Source organism: Mycobacterium sp. Dal123C01 (genome assembly GCF_052566995.1).
Genome location: NZ_CP199580.1, coordinates 46,630 through 67,042, shown reverse-complemented (window position 1 = coordinate 67,042; position 20,413 = coordinate 46,630). Strand labels below are relative to the sequence as shown.

General features: G+C 67.8%; 18 protein-coding genes. 7 read left to right on the top strand and 11 right to left on the bottom strand.

The features are described from left to right. Positions 1–2: 2 nt before the first annotated feature. The 4 genes from ACTXG5_RS00265 to hglS are packed head-to-tail and all read right to left on the bottom strand — an operon-like array spanning position 3 to position 8,127. On the bottom strand, positions 3–4,601 hold the full coding sequence (locus ACTXG5_RS00265) for an ATP-dependent helicase (protein WP_445161804.1): 4,599 nt from the start codon (positions 4,599–4,601) through the stop codon (positions 3–5). A 34-nt stretch (positions 4,602–4,635) separates the two neighbouring features. Further along, positions 4,636–5,310: a TetR/AcrR family transcriptional regulator gene (locus tag ACTXG5_RS00260; RefSeq protein WP_445161803.1), complete on the bottom strand. Its 675-nt coding sequence runs from the start codon at positions 5,308–5,310 to the stop codon at positions 4,636–4,638. A gap of 46 nt (positions 5,311–5,356) precedes the next feature. After that, positions 5,357–6,880, bottom strand: a complete 1,524-nt coding sequence (amaB, locus tag ACTXG5_RS00255) for an L-piperidine-6-carboxylate dehydrogenase (RefSeq protein ID WP_445161802.1) — start codon at positions 6,878–6,880, stop codon at positions 5,357–5,359. Next, positions 6,877–8,127 carry a 2-oxoadipate dioxygenase/decarboxylase gene (gene hglS, locus ACTXG5_RS00250; protein ID WP_445161801.1) on the bottom strand — a complete coding sequence of 417 codons (1,251 nt, stop codon included), beginning with the start codon at positions 8,125–8,127 and terminating at the stop codon, positions 6,877–6,879. Before hglS ends, amaB begins: the two co-directional genes overlap by 4 nt. Positions 8,128–8,142: 15 nt before the next feature. Between hglS and ACTXG5_RS00245 the strand changes: the two genes are divergently transcribed. From ACTXG5_RS00245 to ACTXG5_RS00220, 6 genes are all read left to right on the top strand, one after another. After that, the gene (locus ACTXG5_RS00245) at positions 8,143–8,595 is read left to right on the top strand and encodes an Lrp/AsnC family transcriptional regulator (RefSeq protein WP_445161800.1); all 453 of its coding nucleotides are present in this window, start codon (positions 8,143–8,145) and stop codon (positions 8,593–8,595) included. Between the two features lie 43 nt (positions 8,596–8,638). Continuing rightward, positions 8,639–9,961, top strand: a complete 1,323-nt coding sequence (gene lat, locus ACTXG5_RS00240) for an L-lysine 6-transaminase (protein WP_445161799.1) — start codon at positions 8,639–8,641, stop codon at positions 9,959–9,961. Between the two features lie 138 nt (positions 9,962–10,099). Continuing rightward, positions 10,100–10,489 (top strand): hypothetical protein, encoded by a 390-nt coding sequence (locus ACTXG5_RS00235; RefSeq protein WP_445161798.1) that lies wholly within the window; start codon positions 10,100–10,102, stop codon positions 10,487–10,489. Between the two features lie 23 nt (positions 10,490–10,512). Beyond that, entirely contained in the window at positions 10,513–10,824 is a 312-nt protein-coding gene (gene usfY, locus ACTXG5_RS00230) for a protein UsfY (RefSeq protein WP_445161797.1), read from the top strand. Between the two features lie 360 nt (positions 10,825–11,184). Then, positions 11,185–11,622, top strand: a complete 438-nt coding sequence (locus tag ACTXG5_RS00225) for an anti-sigma factor (protein WP_445161796.1) — start codon at positions 11,185–11,187, stop codon at positions 11,620–11,622. Next, positions 11,619–12,410, top strand: coding sequence for an RNA polymerase sigma factor SigF (locus ACTXG5_RS00220; protein WP_445161795.1), 792 nt, complete (start codon positions 11,619–11,621; stop codon positions 12,408–12,410). Before ACTXG5_RS00225 ends, ACTXG5_RS00220 begins: the two co-directional genes overlap by 4 nt. Here the strand turns inward: ACTXG5_RS00220 and ACTXG5_RS00215 are convergent. From ACTXG5_RS00215 to ACTXG5_RS00185, 7 genes are all read right to left on the bottom strand, one after another. Beyond that, a complete protein-coding gene (locus ACTXG5_RS00215) occupies positions 12,381–12,803 on the bottom strand; it encodes an STAS domain-containing protein (RefSeq protein ID WP_445161794.1) in 423 nt (140 codons plus the stop codon). The genes ACTXG5_RS00220 and ACTXG5_RS00215 overlap by 30 nt on opposite strands. Positions 12,804–12,977: 174 nt before the next feature. Continuing rightward, entirely contained in the window at positions 12,978–14,771 is a 1,794-nt protein-coding gene (locus ACTXG5_RS00210; RefSeq protein WP_445161793.1) for an ATP-binding protein, read from the bottom strand. Positions 14,772–14,878: 107 nt separating this feature from the next. Then, complete coding sequence (locus ACTXG5_RS00205) at positions 14,879–15,298, bottom strand: SufE family protein (protein WP_445161792.1); 420 nt, start codon at positions 15,296–15,298, stop codon at positions 14,879–14,881. Between the two features lie 10 nt (positions 15,299–15,308). Further along, a complete protein-coding gene (locus tag ACTXG5_RS00200) occupies positions 15,309–16,199 on the bottom strand; it encodes a sulfurtransferase (protein ID WP_445161791.1) in 891 nt (296 codons plus the stop codon). A gap of 10 nt (positions 16,200–16,209) precedes the next feature. Continuing rightward, positions 16,210–16,866: a Maf family protein gene (locus ACTXG5_RS00195; protein WP_445161790.1), complete on the bottom strand. Its 657-nt coding sequence runs from the start codon at positions 16,864–16,866 to the stop codon at positions 16,210–16,212. Next, entirely contained in the window at positions 16,863–17,138 is a 276-nt protein-coding gene (locus ACTXG5_RS00190; protein WP_445161789.1) for an acyl-CoA carboxylase subunit epsilon, read from the bottom strand. Before ACTXG5_RS00190 ends, ACTXG5_RS00195 begins: the two co-directional genes overlap by 4 nt. After that, the gene (locus tag ACTXG5_RS00185) at positions 17,135–18,775 is read right to left on the bottom strand and encodes an acyl-CoA carboxylase subunit beta (RefSeq protein WP_445161788.1); all 1,641 of its coding nucleotides are present in this window, start codon (positions 18,773–18,775) and stop codon (positions 17,135–17,137) included. Before ACTXG5_RS00185 ends, ACTXG5_RS00190 begins: the two co-directional genes overlap by 4 nt. Positions 18,776–18,839: 64 nt before the next feature. Between ACTXG5_RS00185 and ACTXG5_RS00180 the strand changes: the two genes are divergently transcribed. Then, positions 18,840–20,405: an FAD-binding protein gene (locus ACTXG5_RS00180; protein ID WP_445161787.1), complete on the top strand. Its 1,566-nt coding sequence runs from the start codon at positions 18,840–18,842 to the stop codon at positions 20,403–20,405. The last annotated feature ends 8 nt before the right edge of the window (positions 20,406–20,413 follow it).

Below are 20,413 nucleotides of genomic sequence, written 5' to 3'. Positions count from 1 at the left end.
GTTCAGCGCAGCCGCAATCCGCGGGGGGTGCGGGCGAAGCCGGCCTCCGACAGTGCCGCGGCGACGGGACTCGGCCCGCCGGCGAGCGGCTGCAGCACCGGCACCGAGTTGATGCGTTCGACGAGTATCGACTCGACGCGCCGCGCGGTGACCAGTTCGGCCAGCGCCAGGGCCGCCGCGTGGTCGGCGCCGGGATCGTCGGTGAATGTCAGCAATGATCGTCCGCCGCGCTCGAGGAACCAGGACAGTTGGCCGTCGACCAGTACCACGAGCGCGCCGGCCTTGCGGCCGGGGCGTGCCCCAGGAGCCCCAGCATCAGAGCCCGCGCTCGTTGCGGCGGGCCAGGGCAATGCGGCGCCGTACGGGTTCGCCGGGTCGGCAGCGGCCAGTACAACCGCCCGGTATTCCGGTCGCTCCGGGTCGACACCGTCGAGGTAACTGCGCAGCCGGTCGACGGTCGAGGCGACGGCGAATTGGGCGCCGCCCAGCGACTCGACGAAGTACCCACGCTGACACCTGCCGGCGTCTTCGAATGTGCTCAGAACCTTGTAGAGGGTGGCGAATCCGCCTGGCACACTTTCGGCCGCCACCGCGCCTCTGGTCAGCACGCCGTGGCGGCTCAACAGCAGCTCGGCTTGGTAGTGGGCGCGCAGGGTGGAATCGGGCTCCGGAGCCGGCAGCGCCGACCAGCGGCCGGCCACGGTGGGGTCGGTGGTACGAGCGTGGGGATGCGCGACGTTGTACCGGCTCAGCCGGGGCGGCCGGCGGGTGCGGTGCGCGGGGGCCGAGCGCTTGCGGGCCCCGGTGCCGGTCAGCAGTGCGCGCACCGGGGCGAAGGTGTCGCCGGTGATCCGGCCGGCCCAGATCAGCTCCCACAGGGCATCTTTGAGCGTCGTTTCGCCGATCCCGTCCTGGGCGAGTTGGCGAAAGAAGTACGCGCCGCCTCCGCCCAACGCGTCCAGGATCGCGCGGTGGGTATCGGTGAAGTCGATCTCGTCAGGCGCGGCCAAGGTCAGCGGAGCGGAATCGCTGGCGTGCAGCGCGATCCACCCATCACTACCCGAGATCGACCCGGCGCCCGACCAGGTGACCTCCCCGGCCGCCAGCAGCTCGTCGAGCATCGCCGGCGAATAATCGCGGACCCGCGGCGCCAGCACCAGTGGCTCGAGCGCCGACGCCGGTATCCGAACGCCGGCCAGCTGATCGATAACCGCCATCAGACCGTCCAGGCCGCTTGCGGTACCCAGGTGATGCCAGGCGGGCAGGAACCGCCCGTAGGCGGCGGTGCTGACCGGCTCGACCTGGGCGCGCAGCGCCGCCAGCGAACGCCGCCGCAGAATCCGCAACACGTCGGCGTCACACCACTGCTCGCCGCCGACGCCGCCGGACCCGCCGGAGGCGGCTTCGGGCGCGACGAAGTCGCCGCGCACCAGCCGGCCTCCCGAAGAACCTGAGCTGGCCATCCGGCTCAGCACGTCGGCCGTCACTCGCAGCCCCAGTCCGAAGCGGGCGGCGGCCTCGGCCGTGGTGAACGGGGTGCGGGTACGGGCGTAGCGGCCCAGCAGCTCTCCCAGCGGGTCGGCCACCTGCTCGGTGAACGTGGCCGGGACGCCGGGCGGGACGGCCGCGCCGACCCCGTCGCGCAGCCGGCCGATGTCCTCGATGGCCACCCACCAGTTGCGGTCCGCGAACGACACCGTCAGCGCGCGCCGCGCGGCGCGCAACCCCTCCAGCCAGCCTCCAATATCGATGCCGTCGGCGGCCTCGGCTCGCGCGGCGACCTCGTCTTCGGTCAGCGGGCCGAGCAGCCGCAGCAGATCGGCGACCGCCTCGGCATCGCGGGCGGCCCGGTCGGCGGACAGATGCTGCAACTGGCGTCCGGTCGCGGCGATGACGTCGGTGTCGAGCAGCTCGCGCAGCTCGACCCGGCCGAGCAGCTCGGCCAGCAGCGTGCTGTCCAGCGACAGGGCCGCCGCGCGGCGCTCGGCAAGCGGGGAGTCGCCCTCGTACATGAACGCGCCGACGTAGCCGAACAACAGCGACGCCGCGAACGGTGAGGGCCTGGCGGTTTCGACCTCGAGCACCCGGATCCGGCGCGCAGCGATGCCGGTCATCAAATCGACCAGTGCCGGGACGTCGTAAACGTCCTGCAGACATTCCCGGACGGTCTCCAGCACGATCGGGAAGTCGGGGTATTTGCGGGCCACTTCCAGCAATTGGGCCGCGCGCTGGCGCTGGTGCCACAGCGGCGAGCGGCGGCCGGGATGGCGGCGGGGCAGCAGCAGCGCACGCGCCGCGCATTCCCGGAACCGGGACGCGAACAGCGCCGAGCCACCCACTTCGGCGGTGACGATGGGGTCGATCTCGTCGGCGTCGAAGACGAAAAGCTCGGCGCCGGCGGGGGTTTCCTCGAGGGTGTCGGGTAGATGCACCACGATGCCGTCGTCGGAGGCGGTCGGCTTTTCGTCGATGCCGTAGCGTTCGGCCAGTCGCCGCCCCACCGCCAGCGCGAGCGGTCCATGCACCCGAAGCCCGTACGGCGAGTGCAGGATCACCCGCCAGTCGCCCAGCTCGTCGCGGAATCGCTCGACCAGCAGAGTGGTATCGGTGGGTACCGTCCCGGTGGCGGTCCGTTGGTCGTCGAGCAGCACCCACAGGTTGTCGGTCGCATAGTCATTGAAACCCAATGCAGCACAACGTGTCCCGAATGCATCGCGGTCCAGGCCGGCCACTTCGCCGGTGAATGCACCCAGCGCGGCGCCGAGCTCGGCGGGGCGACCCACGTCGTCGCCGCGCCAGAACGGCAGTCGGGCCGGCAGGCCCGGGGCGGGAATCACCAGCACCCGGTCGTGGGTGATCTCGGTGATCCGCCAGCTGGTGGCCCCCAGCGAGATGACATCGCCGGGACGTGACTCGTAGACCATTTCCTCGTCGAGTTCCCCTACTCGCGAGGGTTTTTCGGCTTCTTCAACAGAAGAAGCCAGGTAGACGGTGAACATCCCACGATCGGGAATCGCGCCGCCGGAGGTGACGGCCAGCCGCTGCGCACCGGGCCGGGCGGTCAGCGTGCCGGTGTCGCGGTCGTAGATCAGCCGCGGTCGCAGCTCGGCGAATTCGGTCGACGGATACTTACCGGCCAACAGGTCCAGGGTGGCCTCGAACACGCTGCGAGGCAGGGTCGCGAACGGCGCGCTGCGGCGCACCGTGTCGAACCACCGGTCGGCGTCCAGCGGCTCCAGCGCGGCCGCCGCGACGGTCTGTTGCGCGAGGATGTCGAGCGGGTTGGCGGGCACCCGCATCGTCTCGATCTGTCCGGCCAGCATCCGTTGCACGCTGACCGCGCAACTGATCAGGTCGGTCCGGTGCTTGGGGAACAGCACACCGCGGGAGACCTCACCGACCTGATGGCCGGCCCGGCCGATGCGTTGCAGACCGCTGGCCACCGAGGGCGGTGCCTCCACCTGAATCACCAGGTCGACGGCCCCCATGTCGATACCCAGTTCCAGACTGGAGGTGGCCACCACCGCCTTGAGCAGTCCGCGCTTGAGGTCCTCCTCGACCAGGGCGCGTTGCTCCTTGCTGACCGAACCGTGGTGGGCGCGGGCCAGAACGGCATCCGCCCCGTAGGTCTGCCCGCTGCCCATGATGTGCGCCGGCGCCCCGCCGGGTACCCGCCGATTGGACTCGGTGGATAGCTCGACACCGCTACGATCGGCGTGAATTTCGTTGAGCCGTGCGGTAAGTCGCTCGGCCAGCCGTCGCGAATTGGCGAACACGATGGTCGAGTTGTGCGCTTCGATCAGGTCGACCAGGCGAGCCTCGACGTCGGGCCAGATGGTGTTGTCGGTCAGGTTGGCCATGTCGGGCACCGGCACCTGCACGGTGAGCTGGAACGACTTGGCCGACGGGGGAGCCACGATCGTCGTCGGGGCGTGTCCGGACAGGAACCGCGCGAGTTCCTCGGGTGGACGCACCGTCGCCGACAATCCGATGCGCTGGGCGGGCCGCCCTTCCCGGAGGTCTTGTGATAAGTCCTGGAGCCGCTCCAGCGACACCGCCAGGTGTGCGCCGCGCTTGCCGGCGGCGATGGCGTGAACCTCGTCGACGATCACGGTCTGCACGCCGGCCAGGGCTTCGCGCGCGGCCGAGGTCAGCATCAAGAACAGCGACTCGGGGGTGGTGATCAGCACGTCGGGTGGGGAGGTGATGAGTTGGCGGCGACGCGCGGGCGGGGTGTCGCCGGAGCGGACCCCGACACTGATGTCGGGAGCGGGAAGACCATGCCGCTCGGCGATTCGGGTGAGCCCCGCCAACGGGGTGCGCAGGTTGCGCTCGACGTCGACGGCCAGCGCCTTGAGCGGGGACACATAGAGCACGCGGGTGCCAGCCGGCCTTTCGGTCGAGCCGGCAAGACTATCCAGGGCCCACAGGAACGCCGCCAGCGTCTTCCCGGATCCGGTCGGCGCGATCACCAGGGTGTTGTTGCCGTCGGCGATCGCGTCCCAGGCGGCGGCCTGCGCGCTGGTCGGCGCGGGGAAGGTGCTGTCGAACCACTCGCGCGTGATCGCGCTGAACCGGCCTAGCGGGTCACGAGTGCTCACCTAGCCATGGTGCCAACAGCCACCGACAAAACGTCTACTGCGGCTGGTGACGAGAGGTGGCCATCGCGTGGGCCAGTTCGTCGGGGATCTCGGGTACCCGGGTGATCGCGTCCAGCAGCGTGTGCGCGCACGAGTCGGCCAGGCGTTCGGCGCTGGTGGTGGGGTCGATGATGCGCTGGCGGCACAGCTCGAAGGTGAACGCGATCCAGCCGTTGAGGATGACTCGCAGATCTCGCTCGACGTCCTTGTGCAGCGCCGCTTGCCCGGGGGTCTTGGCCACCACCTCGCCGATCCGGGTCATGATGAGCTCCAGCTGGCGGTTTTTGGCGTCGTCCTCGACGCCGAGCAGAACCGGGTCGGACCGCCCCAGGCCGACGTAGGCCGCCCAGGCGGCTTCCGGGTTCTGCTCGTGGTAGGCCATGTAGGCCAGCACGCCCATCCGCGCCTCTTCGAACATCGTCAGGCCGGTGACGGGCTCTTTGTTGGTCGACTCGTACAGCCGATCGGCCTCGTCCTTGACCACTGCGGCGAAGAACGCTCGTTTGTCGGGAAAGTAGTGGTACATCAAGGCTCGGGAGACGCCGGCACGCTCGGCGATCTCGTCGATGCGGACCTCGTCGTAGGGCCGCTTCCCGAAGACTTCCGCTCCTAATGCGAGCAGTTCGGCGCGTCGATCCTCGGGGGACAACCGCCTCCTAGCCGTTGGCATGTGTCAGATAGTACTCACGAAGCACACGTCACAATTCAGACTGCGTTTATCCGAACTCCACACCTTGGGCCAGCGGCAGATCGCTGGAGTAGTTGACGGTGTTGGTGGCGCGTCGCATGTAGGCCTGCCACGCATCCGAACCCGATTCCCGTCCGCCGCCGGTCTGCTTCTCGCCGCCGAACGCACCACCGATTTCGGCCCCTGACGTGCCGATATTGACGTTGGCGATGCCGCAGTCGGACCCGTGCAGGAAGCGCTCGGCCTCCCGCAGGTCGGTGCTGAAAATGGCCGACGAGAGCCCTTGCGGCACGCCGTTGTTGAGGGCGATCGCCTCGTCCAGATCCTCGTAGGTCAGCACGTAGAGGATCGGCGCAAACGTTTCGGTAGCCACGATGTCGCTCTGCGCGGGCATTCGCACCACGGCGGGCGCGACGTAGTAGGCGCCGGGATGCTCGTCGGCGCCGCTGTCCTGGCGGTCGCCGCCGATCACCTCGCCGCCCTCGGCGCGGGCCTGTTCCAGCGCCCCCACCATGTCGCGGTAGGCGGTCTCGTGAATGAGCGGGCCGATGAGCGTGCCCGGCGCCGACGGGTCGCCGATGGGCAGCTGCCGATAGGCGGCCGCCACCCGCTTCACGACTGAGTCGGCCACCGAGCGGTGCACGATCAGCCGGCGCAGGCTGGTGCACCGCTGACCGGCGGTGCCGGCGGCGGCGAAGACAATCGCGCGCACCGCCAGGTCCAGGTCGGCCGACGGCGTCACGATCGCCGCGTTGTTGCCGCCCAGCTCCAGCAGCACCCGCCCGAAGCGCGCCGCCACGCGCGGACCCACCTGCTGGCCCATCCGCACCGACCCGGTCGCGGACAACAGCGCGACCCGGGGATCGTCGACCAGCTGCTCGCCCAGGTCACGATCGCCCAGCACCAGTCCGCTCACCGCGGGTGGCGCGCCGACGTCGGCGGCGGCCCGGTCGATCAGCGCCTGACAGGCCAGCGCCGTCAACGGCGTGAGCTCCGAGGGCTTCCACACCACCGTGTCCCCGCACACCAGTGCCACCGCGGTGTTCCACGCCCAGACCGCGATCGGGAAGTTGAACGCGGTGATCACCCCGACGACGCCGAGCGGATGCCAGGTCTCGAGCAGCCGGTGGCCGGGGCGCTCCGAGGCGATGGTCCGGCCGTAGAGCTGGCGTGACAGGCCGACCGCGAACTGGCAGATGTCGATCATTTCCTGCACTTCGCCCAGGGCTTCGGAGGGGATCTTGCCGACCTCGAGAGTCACCAGAGTCGCGAGGTCGTTCTTGTGTTCGCCGAGCAGCTCGCCGAGCCGGGCCACCAGCGCGCCACGCACCGGAGCCGGTGTGTCTCGCCACGCCGTAAACGCCTCGGCCGCCGCGGCGATGGTGTGATCGACCTGCTCGGGTGTGGAGCGTGCGACGGTGAAGAGCACCTCGCCGGTGATCGGCGTGCTGGCCGGCAGTCCCGGCCCGCCGGGCTCGCCGAGGCTGACGTCGGCGCCTATTGCCTGCAGGGCCTGACGTGCCCGGGCGCGTAACTCATCAGGGGTCGTCACGCCGATGCCTCCTCCTCATAGAGAGCGTAGGGGTCGTAGATATGGTGGCCGATCGCCCCGGCCAGCCACTCGACGTCGTATTCGGAATCGGCGGCGACGTCCCCGGTGTGGAACCCGGCCCGGGTGTCGCGGTCCAGGTTGGACCGGAAAATACCCGCCGCCGACGCCGGCAAGAAGTCTTCGTAGACGATGGGTGCCGCCGGGTCGCGGCCGCGGTAGTAGGCCAGTCGCTGCGCGGCCATCTCGGTGTCGGTCGACGGGAAGTAGTCGCCCCACCCTCGAGCGGGATCACCGGACGCCATCGCCGCGTCGTAGCGCTCGCGCCCGCGCGGGGTCAGCGCGACACCGCGCGCCTCGACTTCGCCGAATCGCACCCGCAGATTTCCCGGGCTCAGCGTGCCGTCCCGGCCGCGAAACAGGCATGGTTCGGCGAGTGCGCGAAACGACGTCTGGCGCAACAACACTGCGGGACCGTCGGTGCGGGGCGGGCCCTGGATGGCATCGATCATGGTGATGCCGCGTTCGGTCATCCGCTGATACAGATCGTCGATGTCGAGAACCCGCGGCGTCAGGTGGTTGATGTGGGTGGAACACACCCCCGCGATGTCGGCGGCCACCGCCGACACCCGCGACAACTCGTCGTACCAGGACTTGTTGATCGGTTCGCGCGACAACGCGAATGCGGCCACCGCGGCTGCGACGAAAGCCTGCGCCTCCTCGACGTCGCAGGCGCCCTCGGCAGCGATGATCCGCGCCCGGTCAAGCAAGGCGGGGTCGAACAATTGGCGGCGCGCGATGAACGTCTCGACGCGGGTACGCAGGTCAGGATCGAAGTACCGGGCGTCGCGGGTGGCCAGCATCGACGTGAACACCCGAAACGGATTGCGCGCCAGCTCTTTTGCCTCGATGGGCCGAAAAGCCGTCGATACCACCGGAACCGGCGAGCGGGCGCGGCGCAGATCGTAGTAGCCGACCGGCAGCATGCCGAACGCGGCGAACAACTCGGCGACGGCAGCCAGTTCGGCCGGGCCGCCGACCCGGATGGCGCCGTGCCGCTCGGCGGTGACCCGCTGCAACGAGCCGAGACGCTCGGCGCCCGGATGACGTGCCACGTGTTCGGAGTTGACCTGCTCGCTGATCTCGACCAGGGTGCCGTAGGCGGGCACCTCGCCGGCGTACATGGCCGATAGCCCGGCCGCGAAGCGCTCGCGAAGCTGCCAGCTCACCAGCCTTTTGGCGCGGCTCATGGATAATCTCCGGCCATGAGTGAGACGCTCGACGACATCGACCGGATCCTGATGCGCCAGCTGGTTGCCGACGGACGCGCCACGCTGGCGGAGCTGGCCGCGAGCGCCGGACTATCGGTCTCGGCGGTCCAGTCGCGGGTGCGCCGGCTGGAGGCCCGCGGTGTGGTCTCGGGGTACTCCGCGCGGATCAACCCGGAGGCGGTCGGGCAGCTGCTGTCGGCGTTCGTGGCCATCACTCCTCTTGATCCTTCCCAACCCGATGATGCGCCCGCCCGGCTGGCACACATCGAGGAGATCGAGGCGTGCCACTCGGTGGCCGGCGAGGAAAGTTACGTGTTGCTGGTGCGTGTCGGGTCCGCGCGGGTGCTCGAGGAGCTGCTGCAGCGGATCCGGACAGCGGCAAATGTCCAGACCCGAAGCACCATCATCCTCAATACATTTTACAGTGATCGGCAACACATACCATAATATTTACGACGATAGCGTCATGATTCCGTAAAAAACGGCTAGTATGGTCGGTATGACTGCCGCCGTGACGGAAGCCCACTGGGTCCATGATCTGTTGTCCCGCAACATGCTCGTCGATGGTTTTGACTTGGTGCTCGATCTGACCCGTTCGACGGGCTCCTATCTGGTCGACGCCCGCGATGGCCGGAGCTACCTCGACATGTTCACCTTCGTCTCGTCGTCGGCGCTGGGGATGAATCATCCGGCGCTCGCCGACGACGAGGAGTTTCGCGCCGAACTGATCGAGGCCGCGCTGAACAAGCCGAGCAACGCCGACGTCTGCACGGTGGCGATGGCCACCTTCGTCGAGACCTTCGCCCGTGTCCTGGGCGACCCGGCGCTACCGCACCTGTTCTTCGTCGAAGGTGGCGCGCTGGCGGTGGAGAACGCGCTCAAGGTCGCGTTCGACTGGAAGAGCCGGCACAACGAGGCGCGCGGCATCGACCCCGAGCTCGGTACGCGGGTGCTGCACCTGCGCGGCGCGTTCCACGGGCGCAGCGGCTACACCCTTTCGCTGACCAACACCAAACCCGTCAGCGTCGCCCGCTTCCCGAAATTCGACTGGCCGCGCATCGACGCTCCCTACGTTCGGCCGGGCGCCGACATGGACGCGCTGGAAGCCGAGTCGCTGCGCCAGGCCCGCGCCGCCTTCGAGGCGTACCCGCACGACATCGCGTGCTTTGTCGCCGAACCCATCCAGGGCGAAGGCGGCGACCGGCACTTCCGGCCCGAGTTCTTCGCCGCGATGCGCGACCTGTGCGACGAATACGACGCCCTGCTGATCTTCGACGAGGTACAGACCGGCTGCGGGTTGACCGGAACCCCTTGGGCGTACCAGCAATTGGGCGTGGCGCCCGACGTGGTGGCGTTCGGCAAGAAGACGCAGGTGTGCGGAGTGATGGCAGGCCGCCGGGTGGACGAGATCGCCGACAACGTGTTCGCCGTCGCCTCCCGGATCAACTCGACATGGGGCGGCAATCTGACCGACATGGTGCGTGCGCGCCGCATTCTGGAGGTCATCGAGGCCGACGAGCTGTTCGACCGTGCCGCCGAGCAGGGCCGCTACCTGCGCGACCGGCTCGACGAACTCGCCGACGAGTTCCCGGCGATGGTGATCGACCCCCGCGGCCGCGGATTGATGTGCGCGTTCAGTCTGCCGGCCACCGCCGATCGTGACGAGTTGATCGCCCAGCTGTGGCAGCGCTGCGTGATTGTGTTGCCCGCCGGAAAGGACGGCGTTCGATTCCGTCCCGCGCTGACGGTTTCGCGGACAGAAATCGACCTGGCAATTGCGGCTGTTCGCGACGTCTTGACGGCCGCGGCCTAGGGCCGGGGCGGTTAACCGCGGTCGGCCGGGGGTACCTGACCAGCAGTCGGGGCGCAAAAATTGCAGAACGCGGTAACAAATCCGTCGGCGCGGACGAAACACCACATGCAGTCAGCGCGCGGGATATGAGGTTCTCAAATGCCGAAAGCAGATGAGCGATCACGCGGCGATCGCCTGGGCCAGGAAGACGGCGAGGTGCGCGCCGCCATCCGTTTTGCTGTCCTTGCGACGGCTGCGGCGGTCGGATTCATCGTCATGGCCGCCCTGTGGGTCAGCACCTGCCCGGGCACGGGTATGGACACGGTGGCCTGCGGCGCACCGCAGCGGACCTTCCTGGCGTTCGGGGGACCGCTGATCCTGTTGGTCGCCGGCCTGTGGGCGTTTGTGCGCACGTGCCGGGTCTGGCGCAGCGAGGGCACGTGGTGGGGATGGCACGGCGCGGGCTGGTTTTTGTTGACGCTGATGATCGTGACGGTCTCCATGAGTGTTCCGGCCATTGCCGGGCCCGCTCTGGGGCTCAATAATTAATGGTGCGACCCCGAGGAGCAGCTATGGGAGACACCTATCACGACCCCGTCGACCACTTGCGGACGACGCGGCCACTCGCCGGCGAATCATTGATCGATGTCTTGCACTGGCCCGGATACCTCATGGTGGTGGCCGGTGTGGTCGCGGTCTGTGGCAGCCTCGCCGCCTTCGGCACCGGACATCAACAGGAGGGCATGACCGCAGGCGTGACCGCGGTGGTCGTCACGGTGGCGGGCCTGGTGTGGCTGGCGGTCGAGCATCGACGCGTGCGCCGGATCTTCGATCGGTGGTACCTCGAACACCCCGACGTGAGCAGGCAACGACCCGCCAGCTAACAGCGCGCCGGGCTGCCCGAAACTCGTAGGTTATGGGCGTCGTCGAGTGGGTATCAGCAGTAGACCATGATGAGTGCCGGCGATGATTTTGCGCGAGGCGCTCACCCCATCATGGGGGACAGAATCATGAAAGCGCCGACGTAGATGCCTACTGCGATGACGATCAGAAGGACCAGTGTGATCCCGGCAATTACCGCGATGCGCCCAAGCGTGCGTGTTCGGGGTTTGCCGGTTGCGTCAGACGCATCCATGTCGAGTGAGATACCCGGCGGCGATCATGGCTAACCGGATGGGCTGTAGCGTCCAAGGGCGCGCTCCAAAGCGAGGGATAGTGTGAGTCAAACGTTGCCGGGAGACCCTATGACCGATATTGGTTTGCGCGCTGAAAAGCGTCAACGCGGCCACAGAGCCGTCGAATTGCATGTTGCTGCGCGCCTGGAGAACCTGGCGATGCTGCGCACGCTGGTGGGTGCGATCGGCACCTACGAGGACCTGGATTTCGACGCGGTGGCGGATTTGCGGCTCGCGGTCGATGAAGTGTGCACCCGGTTGATCCGGTCGGCCACTGCGGACGCGACGCTCGTCGTGGTGGTCGACCCGCAAGAGAACGAACTGGTGGTGGAGGCGTCCGCGGAATGTGACACCCACGATGTGGTGTCGCCCGGCAGCTTCAGTTGGCATGTCCTGACGTCGCTGGCCGACGACGTCCAGACTTTCCATGATGGCCGCGAACCCAATGAAACCGGCAGCGTTTTCGGTATCAGGCTGACGGCGCGACGGGCGGCCGTTGGCCGGTGACAGCGCAAGCTGCCGGCGGTTCGAGCTCGCGCCCTAACGAATACGCCGATGTTCCGGATATGTTCCGTGAGCTGGCCACCATCTCCGCCGAATCGGCGGAATTCCAGCGCCAGCGGGACAAGATCGTCGAGCGGTGCTTGCCGCTGGCCGATCACATCGCCCGTCGATTCGAGGGCCGTGGCGAACCACGCGACGACTTGGTTCAGGTCGCGCGGGTCGGGCTGGTCAACGCCGTGGTGCGCTTCGACGTCAACGCCGGATCCGACTTCGTGTCGTTCGCGGTGCCCACGATCATGGGTGAGGTCCGCCGCCACTTCCGCGACAACAGCTGGTCGGTCAAGGTTCCGCGGCGCCTCAAGGAGCTGCATCTGCGGCTCGGCACCGCCACCGCCGACCTGTCGCAACGCCTCGGCCGGGCGCCCACCGCAACCGAACTCGCGGCCGAGCTGGAAATGGACCGCGCCGAAGTCGTCGAGGGTCTGGTGGCGGGCAGCTCCTACAACACGCTGTCCATCGACAGCGGCGGTGGCGGCGGAGATGACGACGACGCCCGTGCCATCGCGGACACGCTGGGCGACGTAGACGCCAGCATCGATCGCATCGAGAACCGCGAGTCGCTACGCCCGTTGCTGGAGAGCCTGCCCGAGCGGGAGCGAACGGTGTTGGTGCTGAGGTTCTTCGACTCGATGACACAAACCCAGATCGCCGAGCGAGTCGGCATTTCGCAGATGCACGTGTCGCGCCTGCTGGCTAAATCGCTAACGCGCCTGCGCGACCAGTTGGAGTAGCGGCCGCGGCTGGCGGCCGTCGGTCCAGGCGGCCGGCTCGAGCAGCGGCTCCTTTATCGGCGTGGTCACCGGCAGGGTGCCGTCGGGATCGCAGACACGCAGCAACCGGGACACCGCCGCGCTCGGCACCATCGCCCAGTTCAGCTGGGCGCCCGAGCACACCACGTTAATGCGGTGCAGAGCCGAAAAGCCCGCAGTACCAATAAAATCCACCTTGCGCAGGTCGAGAATCACTCGCTTGGCGCGGCGGGCATTGCGCTGGACATAGACAGCGAGCTGATCCGAGTTGGCGGCGTCGAGCTCGCCGTTCACGATGATCACCGTGCCCGTGGTGGTCCATCGAGCACTGAATTGGGCGGTACGGCATTGCTGCCAAGATTGGGCCACAGACATTGCTTCACTCCCTCAACTGAGGACTGGTGCTGTGGACGACGCCAACGGTGAATTCGCCTTCGGCGCCGCGCTGACGTGGTCCGGGTGGCTGTGAACTCAACCTGAGCTGAACCTTACCCGGGGTCGAGTCAACCCGACACCGTTCTTAGCTGATTCCCAGGAACTGGTCGGCAGCTATTTGATCTCGGCGAGCACCGTGCCCTGAGTGATGGCAGCGCCGGCCTCGACCGCGAGTCCGGTGATGGTGCCCTCCTTGTGCGCGGTGACCGGGTTCTCCATCTTCATCGCCTCGAGGACGACGACCAGGTCACCGACGGCGACCTGCTGTCCTTCCTCGACCGCGACCTTGACCACGGTGCCCTGCATGGGGGCGGTGACCGCGTCACCGGAGGCCGCCGCGCCGCCGTGCGCACCGCGCTTGCGGGGCTTCGGCTTCTTGCGAATGACACCGGCAGGATCGGCGGCGCCGTTGGACAGCGCCAGATCACCGGGCAGCGAAACCTCGAGCCGGCGGCCGTCGACCTCGACGACGACCTTCTGCCGGGGCCTGGTGTCCTCTTCCTCGAGGGGCTCGCCACCGGTGAACGGCTCGACGGTGTTGTCCCACTCCGTCTCGATCCAGCGGGTGTGGACCGTGAAGCCGTTGTCGTCCCCGATGAAGGCCGGGTCTCTCACCACGGCGCGGTGGAACGGGATGACCGTGGCCAGGCCCTCGACGTGGAATTCATCCAGTGCCCGGCGGGAGCGCGCCAGCGCCTCCTCGCGGGTGGCGCCGTACACGATCAGCTTGGACAGCATCGAGTCGAACTGGCCGCCGATCACCGAGCCGGCCTCGACGCCGGAGTCCAGCCGGACACCGGGGCCGCTGGGTGTGTCGTACCGGGTCACCGGGCCGGGCGCGGGCAGGAAGCCGCGTCCGGCGTCCTCGCCGTTGATCCGGAATTCGATCGCGTGCCCGCGTGGTGTCGGGTCCTCGGTGATGTCGAGCTTCTCGCCGTTGGCGATCTTGAACTGTTGCAGCACCAGGTCGATGCCCGCGGTCTCCTCGGTGACCGGGTGCTCGACCTGTAGACGGGTGTTGACCTCCAGGAACGAGATCAACCCGTCCTGGCCGACCAGGTATTCGACGGTGCCGGCGCCGTAGTAGTGGGCCTCTTTGCAGATCCGCTTGGCCGACTCGTGGATCTCCTTGCGCTGCGCGTCGGTGAGGAACGGCGCCGGAGCCTCTTCGACGAGCTTCTGGAAGCGGCGCTGCAGTGAGCAGTCCCGGGTGCCGGCGACGACGACGTTGCCGTGCTGGTCGGCGATCACCTGCGCCTCGACGTGGCGGGGCTTGTCCAGGTAGCGCTCGACGAAGCACTCGCCGCGGCCGAAGGCCGAGACGGCCTCACGGGTGGCCGAGTCGAACAGTTCGGGGATCTCCTCGAGCGTGCGGGCCACCTTCATGCCGCGACCGCCGCCGCCGAAGGCGGCCTTGATCGCGATCGGCACGCCGTATTCCTTGGCGAAGGCCACCACCTCGTCGGCGTTCTTGACCGGGTCGGGGGTGCCGGGCACCAGCGGGGCCTGCGCGCGGGCGGCGATGTGGCGGGCGGTGACCTTGTCGCCAAGGTCGCGGATCGACTGCGGGCTGGGCCCGATCCAGATCAGGCCGGCGTCCAGGACCGCCTGGGCGAAGTCGGCGTTCTCCGACAGGAAGCCGTAGCCGGGGTGGATGGCATTGGCGCCGGACTTGGCCGCCGCATCGAGGATCTTGCCGAAGTCCAGGTAGGACTCCGCGGACGTTTGCCCGCCCAGAGCGAACGCCTCGTCGGCAAGCCGCACATGCGGTGCATCGGCGTCGGGCTCGGCGTACACCGCCACGCTGGGCAGGCCCGCATCGCGGGCCGCACGGATCACCCGGACAGCGATCTCGCCGCGGTTGGCGACGAGAACTTTGGAGATCCTTGAGCTGGCGTGACTAGCCACTGCGCCTCCTGGGGGACTGGACGTTCGTCGTCTCTAAGAGAATTTCTTACAAGTCTTGTCGGGGGAAGTTTAGGCGGCGCGCCGAGAGCGCTGATACCCGGTCCCACTCAACCCGTCTCGCGCAAGCGGCGCTTGATGCGGGCCAGCATCGCCGACATGCCGCGCAACCGCAGCGGACTGATTAAAGCGGCCAAACCCAGCTCGGTGTAGAAATCCTCGGGCACTGCCAGGATGGCGGCGGCGGGTTGTTCGTCGAGGCCGGCAGCCAGGATCGAAGCAAATCCGCGCGTGGTCGGCGCTTCGGCGGGAGCGCTGAAATACAACCGCACCCGAGTCGGGTCGTGCGCGTCGACATGCAGAAACAGCGGCGACTGACATTCGGGAACGGGCTCCATCGCCGCTTCGGCCAGATCGTCCGGCAGGTCCGGCAGGTCGTCGGCGAACTCCAGCAAAAGCTTGAGTTTGTCCTGGCCCTGCACTTCGGCGAAGTCGGACACCACCTCGGCTAGGGGAGCGGGCAGGCTCATGGGACAGCCATCAGGCCGGTACTACTCCCGGGCCCTCGCCCGCGACGATCGGCACCCGCACGGTGTTGCCCCACTCGGTCCACGAGCCGTCGTAATTGCGGACGTCGGGCTTGCCCAGCAGGTGGGTGAGCACGAACCAGGTGTGGCTGGATCGCTCGCCGATGCGGCAATACACCACGGTCTTGTCCTCGGGGCCGAGGAACCCGTACAGCTCGTCAAGCTCCTCACGGCTGCGGAACCGACCGCTCTCGTCGGCCGCCTTGCCCCAGGGAATCGACCGGGCGGTGGGGATGTGCCCGGCGCGCAGCGCGCCCTCTTCGGGGTAGTCGGGCATGTGCGTGCGCTTGCCGGTGTACTCGTCGGGCGAGCGGACGTCGATCAGCGGCTCGCTGCCGAGGATGCCCAGCACGTCGTCTTTGAAGGCGCGGATCGGCGCATCGTTGCGCGCTACGACGGGATAGCCGGTCGAGGTCTTGGTCGGCACCTCCAGGCTGGTATCCCGTCGGTCGGACAGCCACAGATCACGCCCGCCATTGAGCAGCCGCACATCGGGGTGGCCGAACAATGTGAAGACCCACAGCGCGTAGGCGGCCCACCAGTTGCTCTTGTCGCCGTAGATCACCACGGTGTCGTCGCGGGCGATGCCCTTGCGGTTCATCAGATCCGCGAACTGCTCACCGGTGATGTAGTCGCGGACGCGCGGGTCGTTGAGGTCGGTGTGCCAGTCAATCTTGACCGCGCCGGGGATATGACCGACGTCGTAGAGCAACACGTCCTCGTCGGATTCGACGATCGCCAGACCGGGCGAGCCCAGGTGGCCGGACAACCAGTCGGCGGTGACTAATCGTTCGGGGTGGGCGTAGTCGGACAGGGTGGGGCTTGAATCGGGAGGAAGCGGCACAGGTCAAAGCCTACCCACCCCGATTTTGTCGAAACCGGTTGTCCGCCCACAACGTGGCGATGGACAGGCCCGCGCGGTGCAGCAGTGAGCGCGTCAGCGGCAGTCCGATTCCCACCACGGCCGACGGGTCGCCGTCGACACCGTCGATGAACCATCCGCCCAGGCCGTCCAGGGTGAAGCCACCGGCGACCCGCAACGATTCCCCGTCGGCCAGGTACGCCTCCAGGTCGTCGGGCGATGGCGTTCCGAAATGCACTGTGGTGATTGATGTTTCCGCTTCGGAGTGAGAAATTTCGTTGTCCAGTAACCGGATAACACAATGGCCGGTGTAGAGCTGACCGGACCGGCCGGCCATCGACTGCCAGAGCTGACGCGCAGCTGCGATGGATTCCGGCTTGCCGCACAGCTGGCCGTCGAGGTAAAGCATCGAATCACAACCGATGACAACACAATCTGCCGCGACGGTGCCATCCAGCTCGCCTGCCACCTGCTCGGCCTTGGCCCGAGCCAGCGCGCAAACCACTTCGCCGGGTGAAGCTTTCGGTCCCAGGCCCGCGATGAGGCCATCCTCGTCGACGCCGGAGACGATGACCAGTGGATCGATGCCCGCCTGACGCAGCACCTTGAGGCGCCCGGTTGAGGCCGACCCGAGTACGACCCGGGTCAACGCTTCAGATGCGCGATTTGCTGCATGGTGAGCCGCTGGTAGTTGGACATCTCGTAGCGCAGCTTGTCGACCGGAAGTCCCCAGCGGGTGCTCTCGGGCTGCGCGGGTGGCGGTGCACCCCCGGCGCTGCCCAGCACGGTGATCAACGCGGCCAACTCCGGGGCGGTGGGACGGCCCCGCAGGATCTGGATGTGCGGCTGGTGCGGTGCCGCGGTGTCGGCACTCTCGTCACTCACTGGGGCTGAACCGTTCGTCTCGTTCCCGTCACTCATAGCGGAATGTTCCCGTGCTTCTTCGGCGGCAGGTGGGCGATCTTGCGTTCCAGCAGGCGCAGCGCCGTGGCGACGTAGCCGCGGGTGTGCGACGGCGGGATGACCGAGTCGACGTAGCCTCGCTCGGCGGCGACGTACGGGTTGACCAACGTGTCCTCGTACTCCTGCTGCAACTGCAGCCGCAGCTCGTCGACGTCCTTGCCTTCCTTGGCCGCCTCGTTCAGCTGCTTGCGGTAGACGAAGCCGACCGCACCGGAGGCGCCCATCACCGCGATCTGCGCGGTTGGCCAGGCCAGGTTGACGTCGCAGCCCATGTCCTTGGATCCCATCACGCAGTAAGCGCCGCCGTAGGCCTTGCGGGTGATGACGGTGATTTTGGGGACGGTGGCCTCGCCGTAGGCGAACAGCAGCTTGGCGCCGCGCCGGATGATGCCGTTGTATTCCTGGCCGGTGCCCGGCAGGAAGCCCGGGACGTCGACCAGCATGATGATCGGGATGTTGAAGCAGTCGCAGGTTCGCACGAACCGGGCCGCCTTCTCCGAGGCGTTGATGTCCAGGCAGCCGGCGAACTGAGTGGGCTGGTTGGCCACGATCCCGACCGGCCGGCCATCGATGCGGCCGAACCCGACGACGATGTTCTGCGCGTAGCCCCCCTGGACCTCCAGGAACTCGTCGTCGTCGAGGATGCGGGTGATCACTTCGTGCATGTCGTACGGCTGGTTGGGCGAGTCCGGGATCAGCGTGTCCAGCTCGAGGTCCTCGTCGGTGAGGTTGTCTTCGATCGAACCTTCCGGAGCCGGCACGGCGTAGCGGGGCGGGTCAGTGAAGTTGTTGGGCGGCAGGTAGCCCAGCAGGTCGCGGACCCAGTCGAAGGCGTCCTGCTCGCCGGAGGCGACGTAGTGCAAGGTGCCCGACTTGGCCATATGCGTGTGGGCGCCGCCGAGTTCCTCCATGGTGACGTCCTCGCCGGTGACGGTCTTGATGACGTCGGGCCCGGTGATGAACATCTGGCTGGTCTGGTCGACCATCACCACGAAGTCGGTCAGCGCGGGGGAGTACACATGGCCGCCGGCCGCGGCCCCCATGATCAGCGAGATCTGCGGGATGACGCCGGAGGCCAGGATGTTGTTGCGGAAGATCTTGCTGTACAGGCCCAGCGAGACGACGCCCTCCTGGATCCGTGCGCCCGCGCCGTCGTTGATGCCGATCAGCGGGCGACCGGTCTTGATGGCCAGTTCCTGAATCTTGACGATCTTCTCGCCGTACACCTCGCCGAGGCTGCCGCCGAACACCGTGGCGTCCTGGCTGAAGATGCACACGTCGCGGCCGTCGATGGTGCCGTAACCGGTGACCACGCCGTCGCCGACCGGTCGGTTGCTTTCCAGGCCGAAGTTGGTGCTGCGGTGCTTGGCCAGCGCGTCGAGTTCCACGAACGAGTCGTCGTCCAACAGGGCGTAGATGCGCTCGCGCGCGGTCAGCTTGCCCTTGGCGTGGACCTTCTCGACGGCGGTCTCACCGACCGGATGCAGCGTCTCTTCCCTGCGCTTGTGCAGCTCGGCCAGCTTGCCTGCAGTGGTGTGGATGTCGATGGTGTGCTCGGCAGCGGGTTCCGCGGTGTGGTCGGTAACGCTTGTCATGGGAGTCGATGCTATCGGCAATCCCCTCTGTTGCTCTTAACCAGCCCTTAAGTAGTCTCCGCTGATGGACGTCGACTGGGCCGAAGAACACGATGTGTTGGTGGCCGGGTCCGGCGGCGGAGGCGTCACCGGTGCCTATACCGCCGCGCGCGAAGGCCTCGACGTGCTGCTCATCGAGGCCACCGACAGGTTCGGCGGCACCACCGCCTACTCCGGCGGTGGCGGGGTGTGGTTCCCCGGCAATCCGGTCCTGGTTCGCGCCGGCACCGACGACACCATCGAAGACGCGCTGACCTACTACCACGCCGTGGTCGGCGACCGTACCCCGCGCGACCTGCAGGAGACCTACGTCCGCGGCGGCGCCCCCCTGATCGAATACCTGGAGTCCGATCCCGACCTGAAATTCGTGCCGCTGCCGTGGCCTGATTACTACGGGAAGGCGCCCAAGGCGCGGCTGGACGGCCAGCGCCACATCGCGGCAAAGCCGTTGAAGGTGGCCGCCGCGCCGGAATGGCGCGACGCGATTCGCGGGCCGCTGGATACCGATCGGCTCGGCGCCGAAACCCCGCCCGACTACTACGTCGGGGGGCGCGCCCTGATCGCGCGATTCCTCAAGGCCATTGGGCAGTACCCGACGGCGTCGCTGCGACGCGACACCACCCTGGTCGAACTGGTGCTGTCGGACGGCCGGGTCGCCGGGGCGATCGTCGAGACCGCCGGTGAGCGCCGCGCCATCCGCACCCGCCTGGGCGTGCTGCTGGCCGCCGGTGGCTTCGAAAACAACGAGGAGTTGCGCCGCGAGTACGGAGTGCCGGGCGTGGCGCGAGACACCATGGGCGGCCCAGGAAGTCGTGGTCTGGCGCTGCAGGCCGGCATCGCCGCGGGCGGTGACACCGACCTGCTGAATGAGGCGTGGTGGTCGCCGGGCTTGACCCATCCCGATGGTCGCTCCGCATTTGCGCTGTGGTTCACCGGCGGCATTTTCGTGAACCAGTCCGGCACGCGGTTCGTCAACGAGTCCCAGGCCTATGACCGGGCCGGGCGCGAGATCATCGCGCAGCTGCACGACGGGTCAATCACGTTGCCGTACTGGATGATCTACGACGACAAGGAAGGCGAGGTGCCGCCGGTGAAGGCGGCCAACGTCAGCATCGTGGAGACCGAGAAGTACGTCGCCGCCGGCTTGTGGCACTCCGCGGACACCCTCGAGGAATTGGCCGGCAAGATCGGGGTGCCGGGTCCTTCGCTGGCGGCAACGGTGGCCCGGTTCAACGGTTTTGCCGCCGACGGCGTCGACGAGGACTTCGGCAGGGGCGACGAGGCATTCGATCGTGCATTCTCGGCGGGCGCGTCGCCGCTGGTGTCCATCGACCGCCCGCCCTATCACGCCGCGGCATTCGGCCTGTCCGATCTGGGCACCAAGGGCGGGCTGCGCACCGACACCGCCGCGCGGGTGCTCGACACGTCCGGCAACCCGATCCCCGGCCTCTACGCGGCGGGTAACACGATGGCCGCGCCCAGCGGCACCGCCTATCCCGGCGGGGGCAATCCGATCGGGACCAGCATGCTGTTCAGCCACTTGGCCGTCTTGGATATGCGCGACGCCAGGCGAGACCGGCGCTCACTCTAGGCTGGACG

Coding starts and splice junctions, on each gene's coding strand:
- ACTXG5_RS00260 (WP_445161803.1), bottom strand. CDS start 5,310: ATGCCAACGGCTAGGAGGCGGTTGTCCCCCGAGGATCGACGCGCCGAA.
- hglS (WP_445161801.1), bottom strand. CDS start 8,127: ATGAGCCGCGCCAAAAGGCTGGTGAGCTGGCAGCTTCGCGAGCGCTTC.
- ACTXG5_RS00245 (WP_445161800.1), top strand. CDS start 8,143: ATGAGTGAGACGCTCGACGACATCGACCGGATCCTGATGCGCCAGCTG.
- lat (WP_445161799.1), top strand. CDS start 8,639: ATGGTCGGTATGACTGCCGCCGTGACGGAAGCCCACTGGGTCCATGAT.
- ACTXG5_RS00235 (WP_445161798.1), top strand. CDS start 10,100: ATGCCGAAAGCAGATGAGCGATCACGCGGCGATCGCCTGGGCCAGGAA.
- usfY (WP_445161797.1), top strand. CDS start 10,513: ATGGGAGACACCTATCACGACCCCGTCGACCACTTGCGGACGACGCGG.
- ACTXG5_RS00225 (WP_445161796.1), top strand. CDS start 11,185: ATGACCGATATTGGTTTGCGCGCTGAAAAGCGTCAACGCGGCCACAGA.
- ACTXG5_RS00215 (WP_445161794.1), bottom strand. CDS start 12,803: ATGTCTGTGGCCCAATCTTGGCAGCAATGCCGTACCGCCCAATTCAGT.
- ACTXG5_RS00205 (WP_445161792.1), bottom strand. CDS start 15,298: ATGAGCCTGCCCGCTCCCCTAGCCGAGGTGGTGTCCGACTTCGCCGAA.
- ACTXG5_RS00190 (WP_445161789.1), bottom strand. CDS start 17,138: ATGAGTGACGGGAACGAGACGAACGGTTCAGCCCCAGTGAGTGACGAG.
- ACTXG5_RS00185 (WP_445161788.1), bottom strand. CDS start 18,775: ATGACAAGCGTTACCGACCACACCGCGGAACCCGCTGCCGAGCACACC.
- ACTXG5_RS00180 (WP_445161787.1), top strand. CDS start 18,840: ATGGACGTCGACTGGGCCGAAGAACACGATGTGTTGGTGGCCGGGTCC.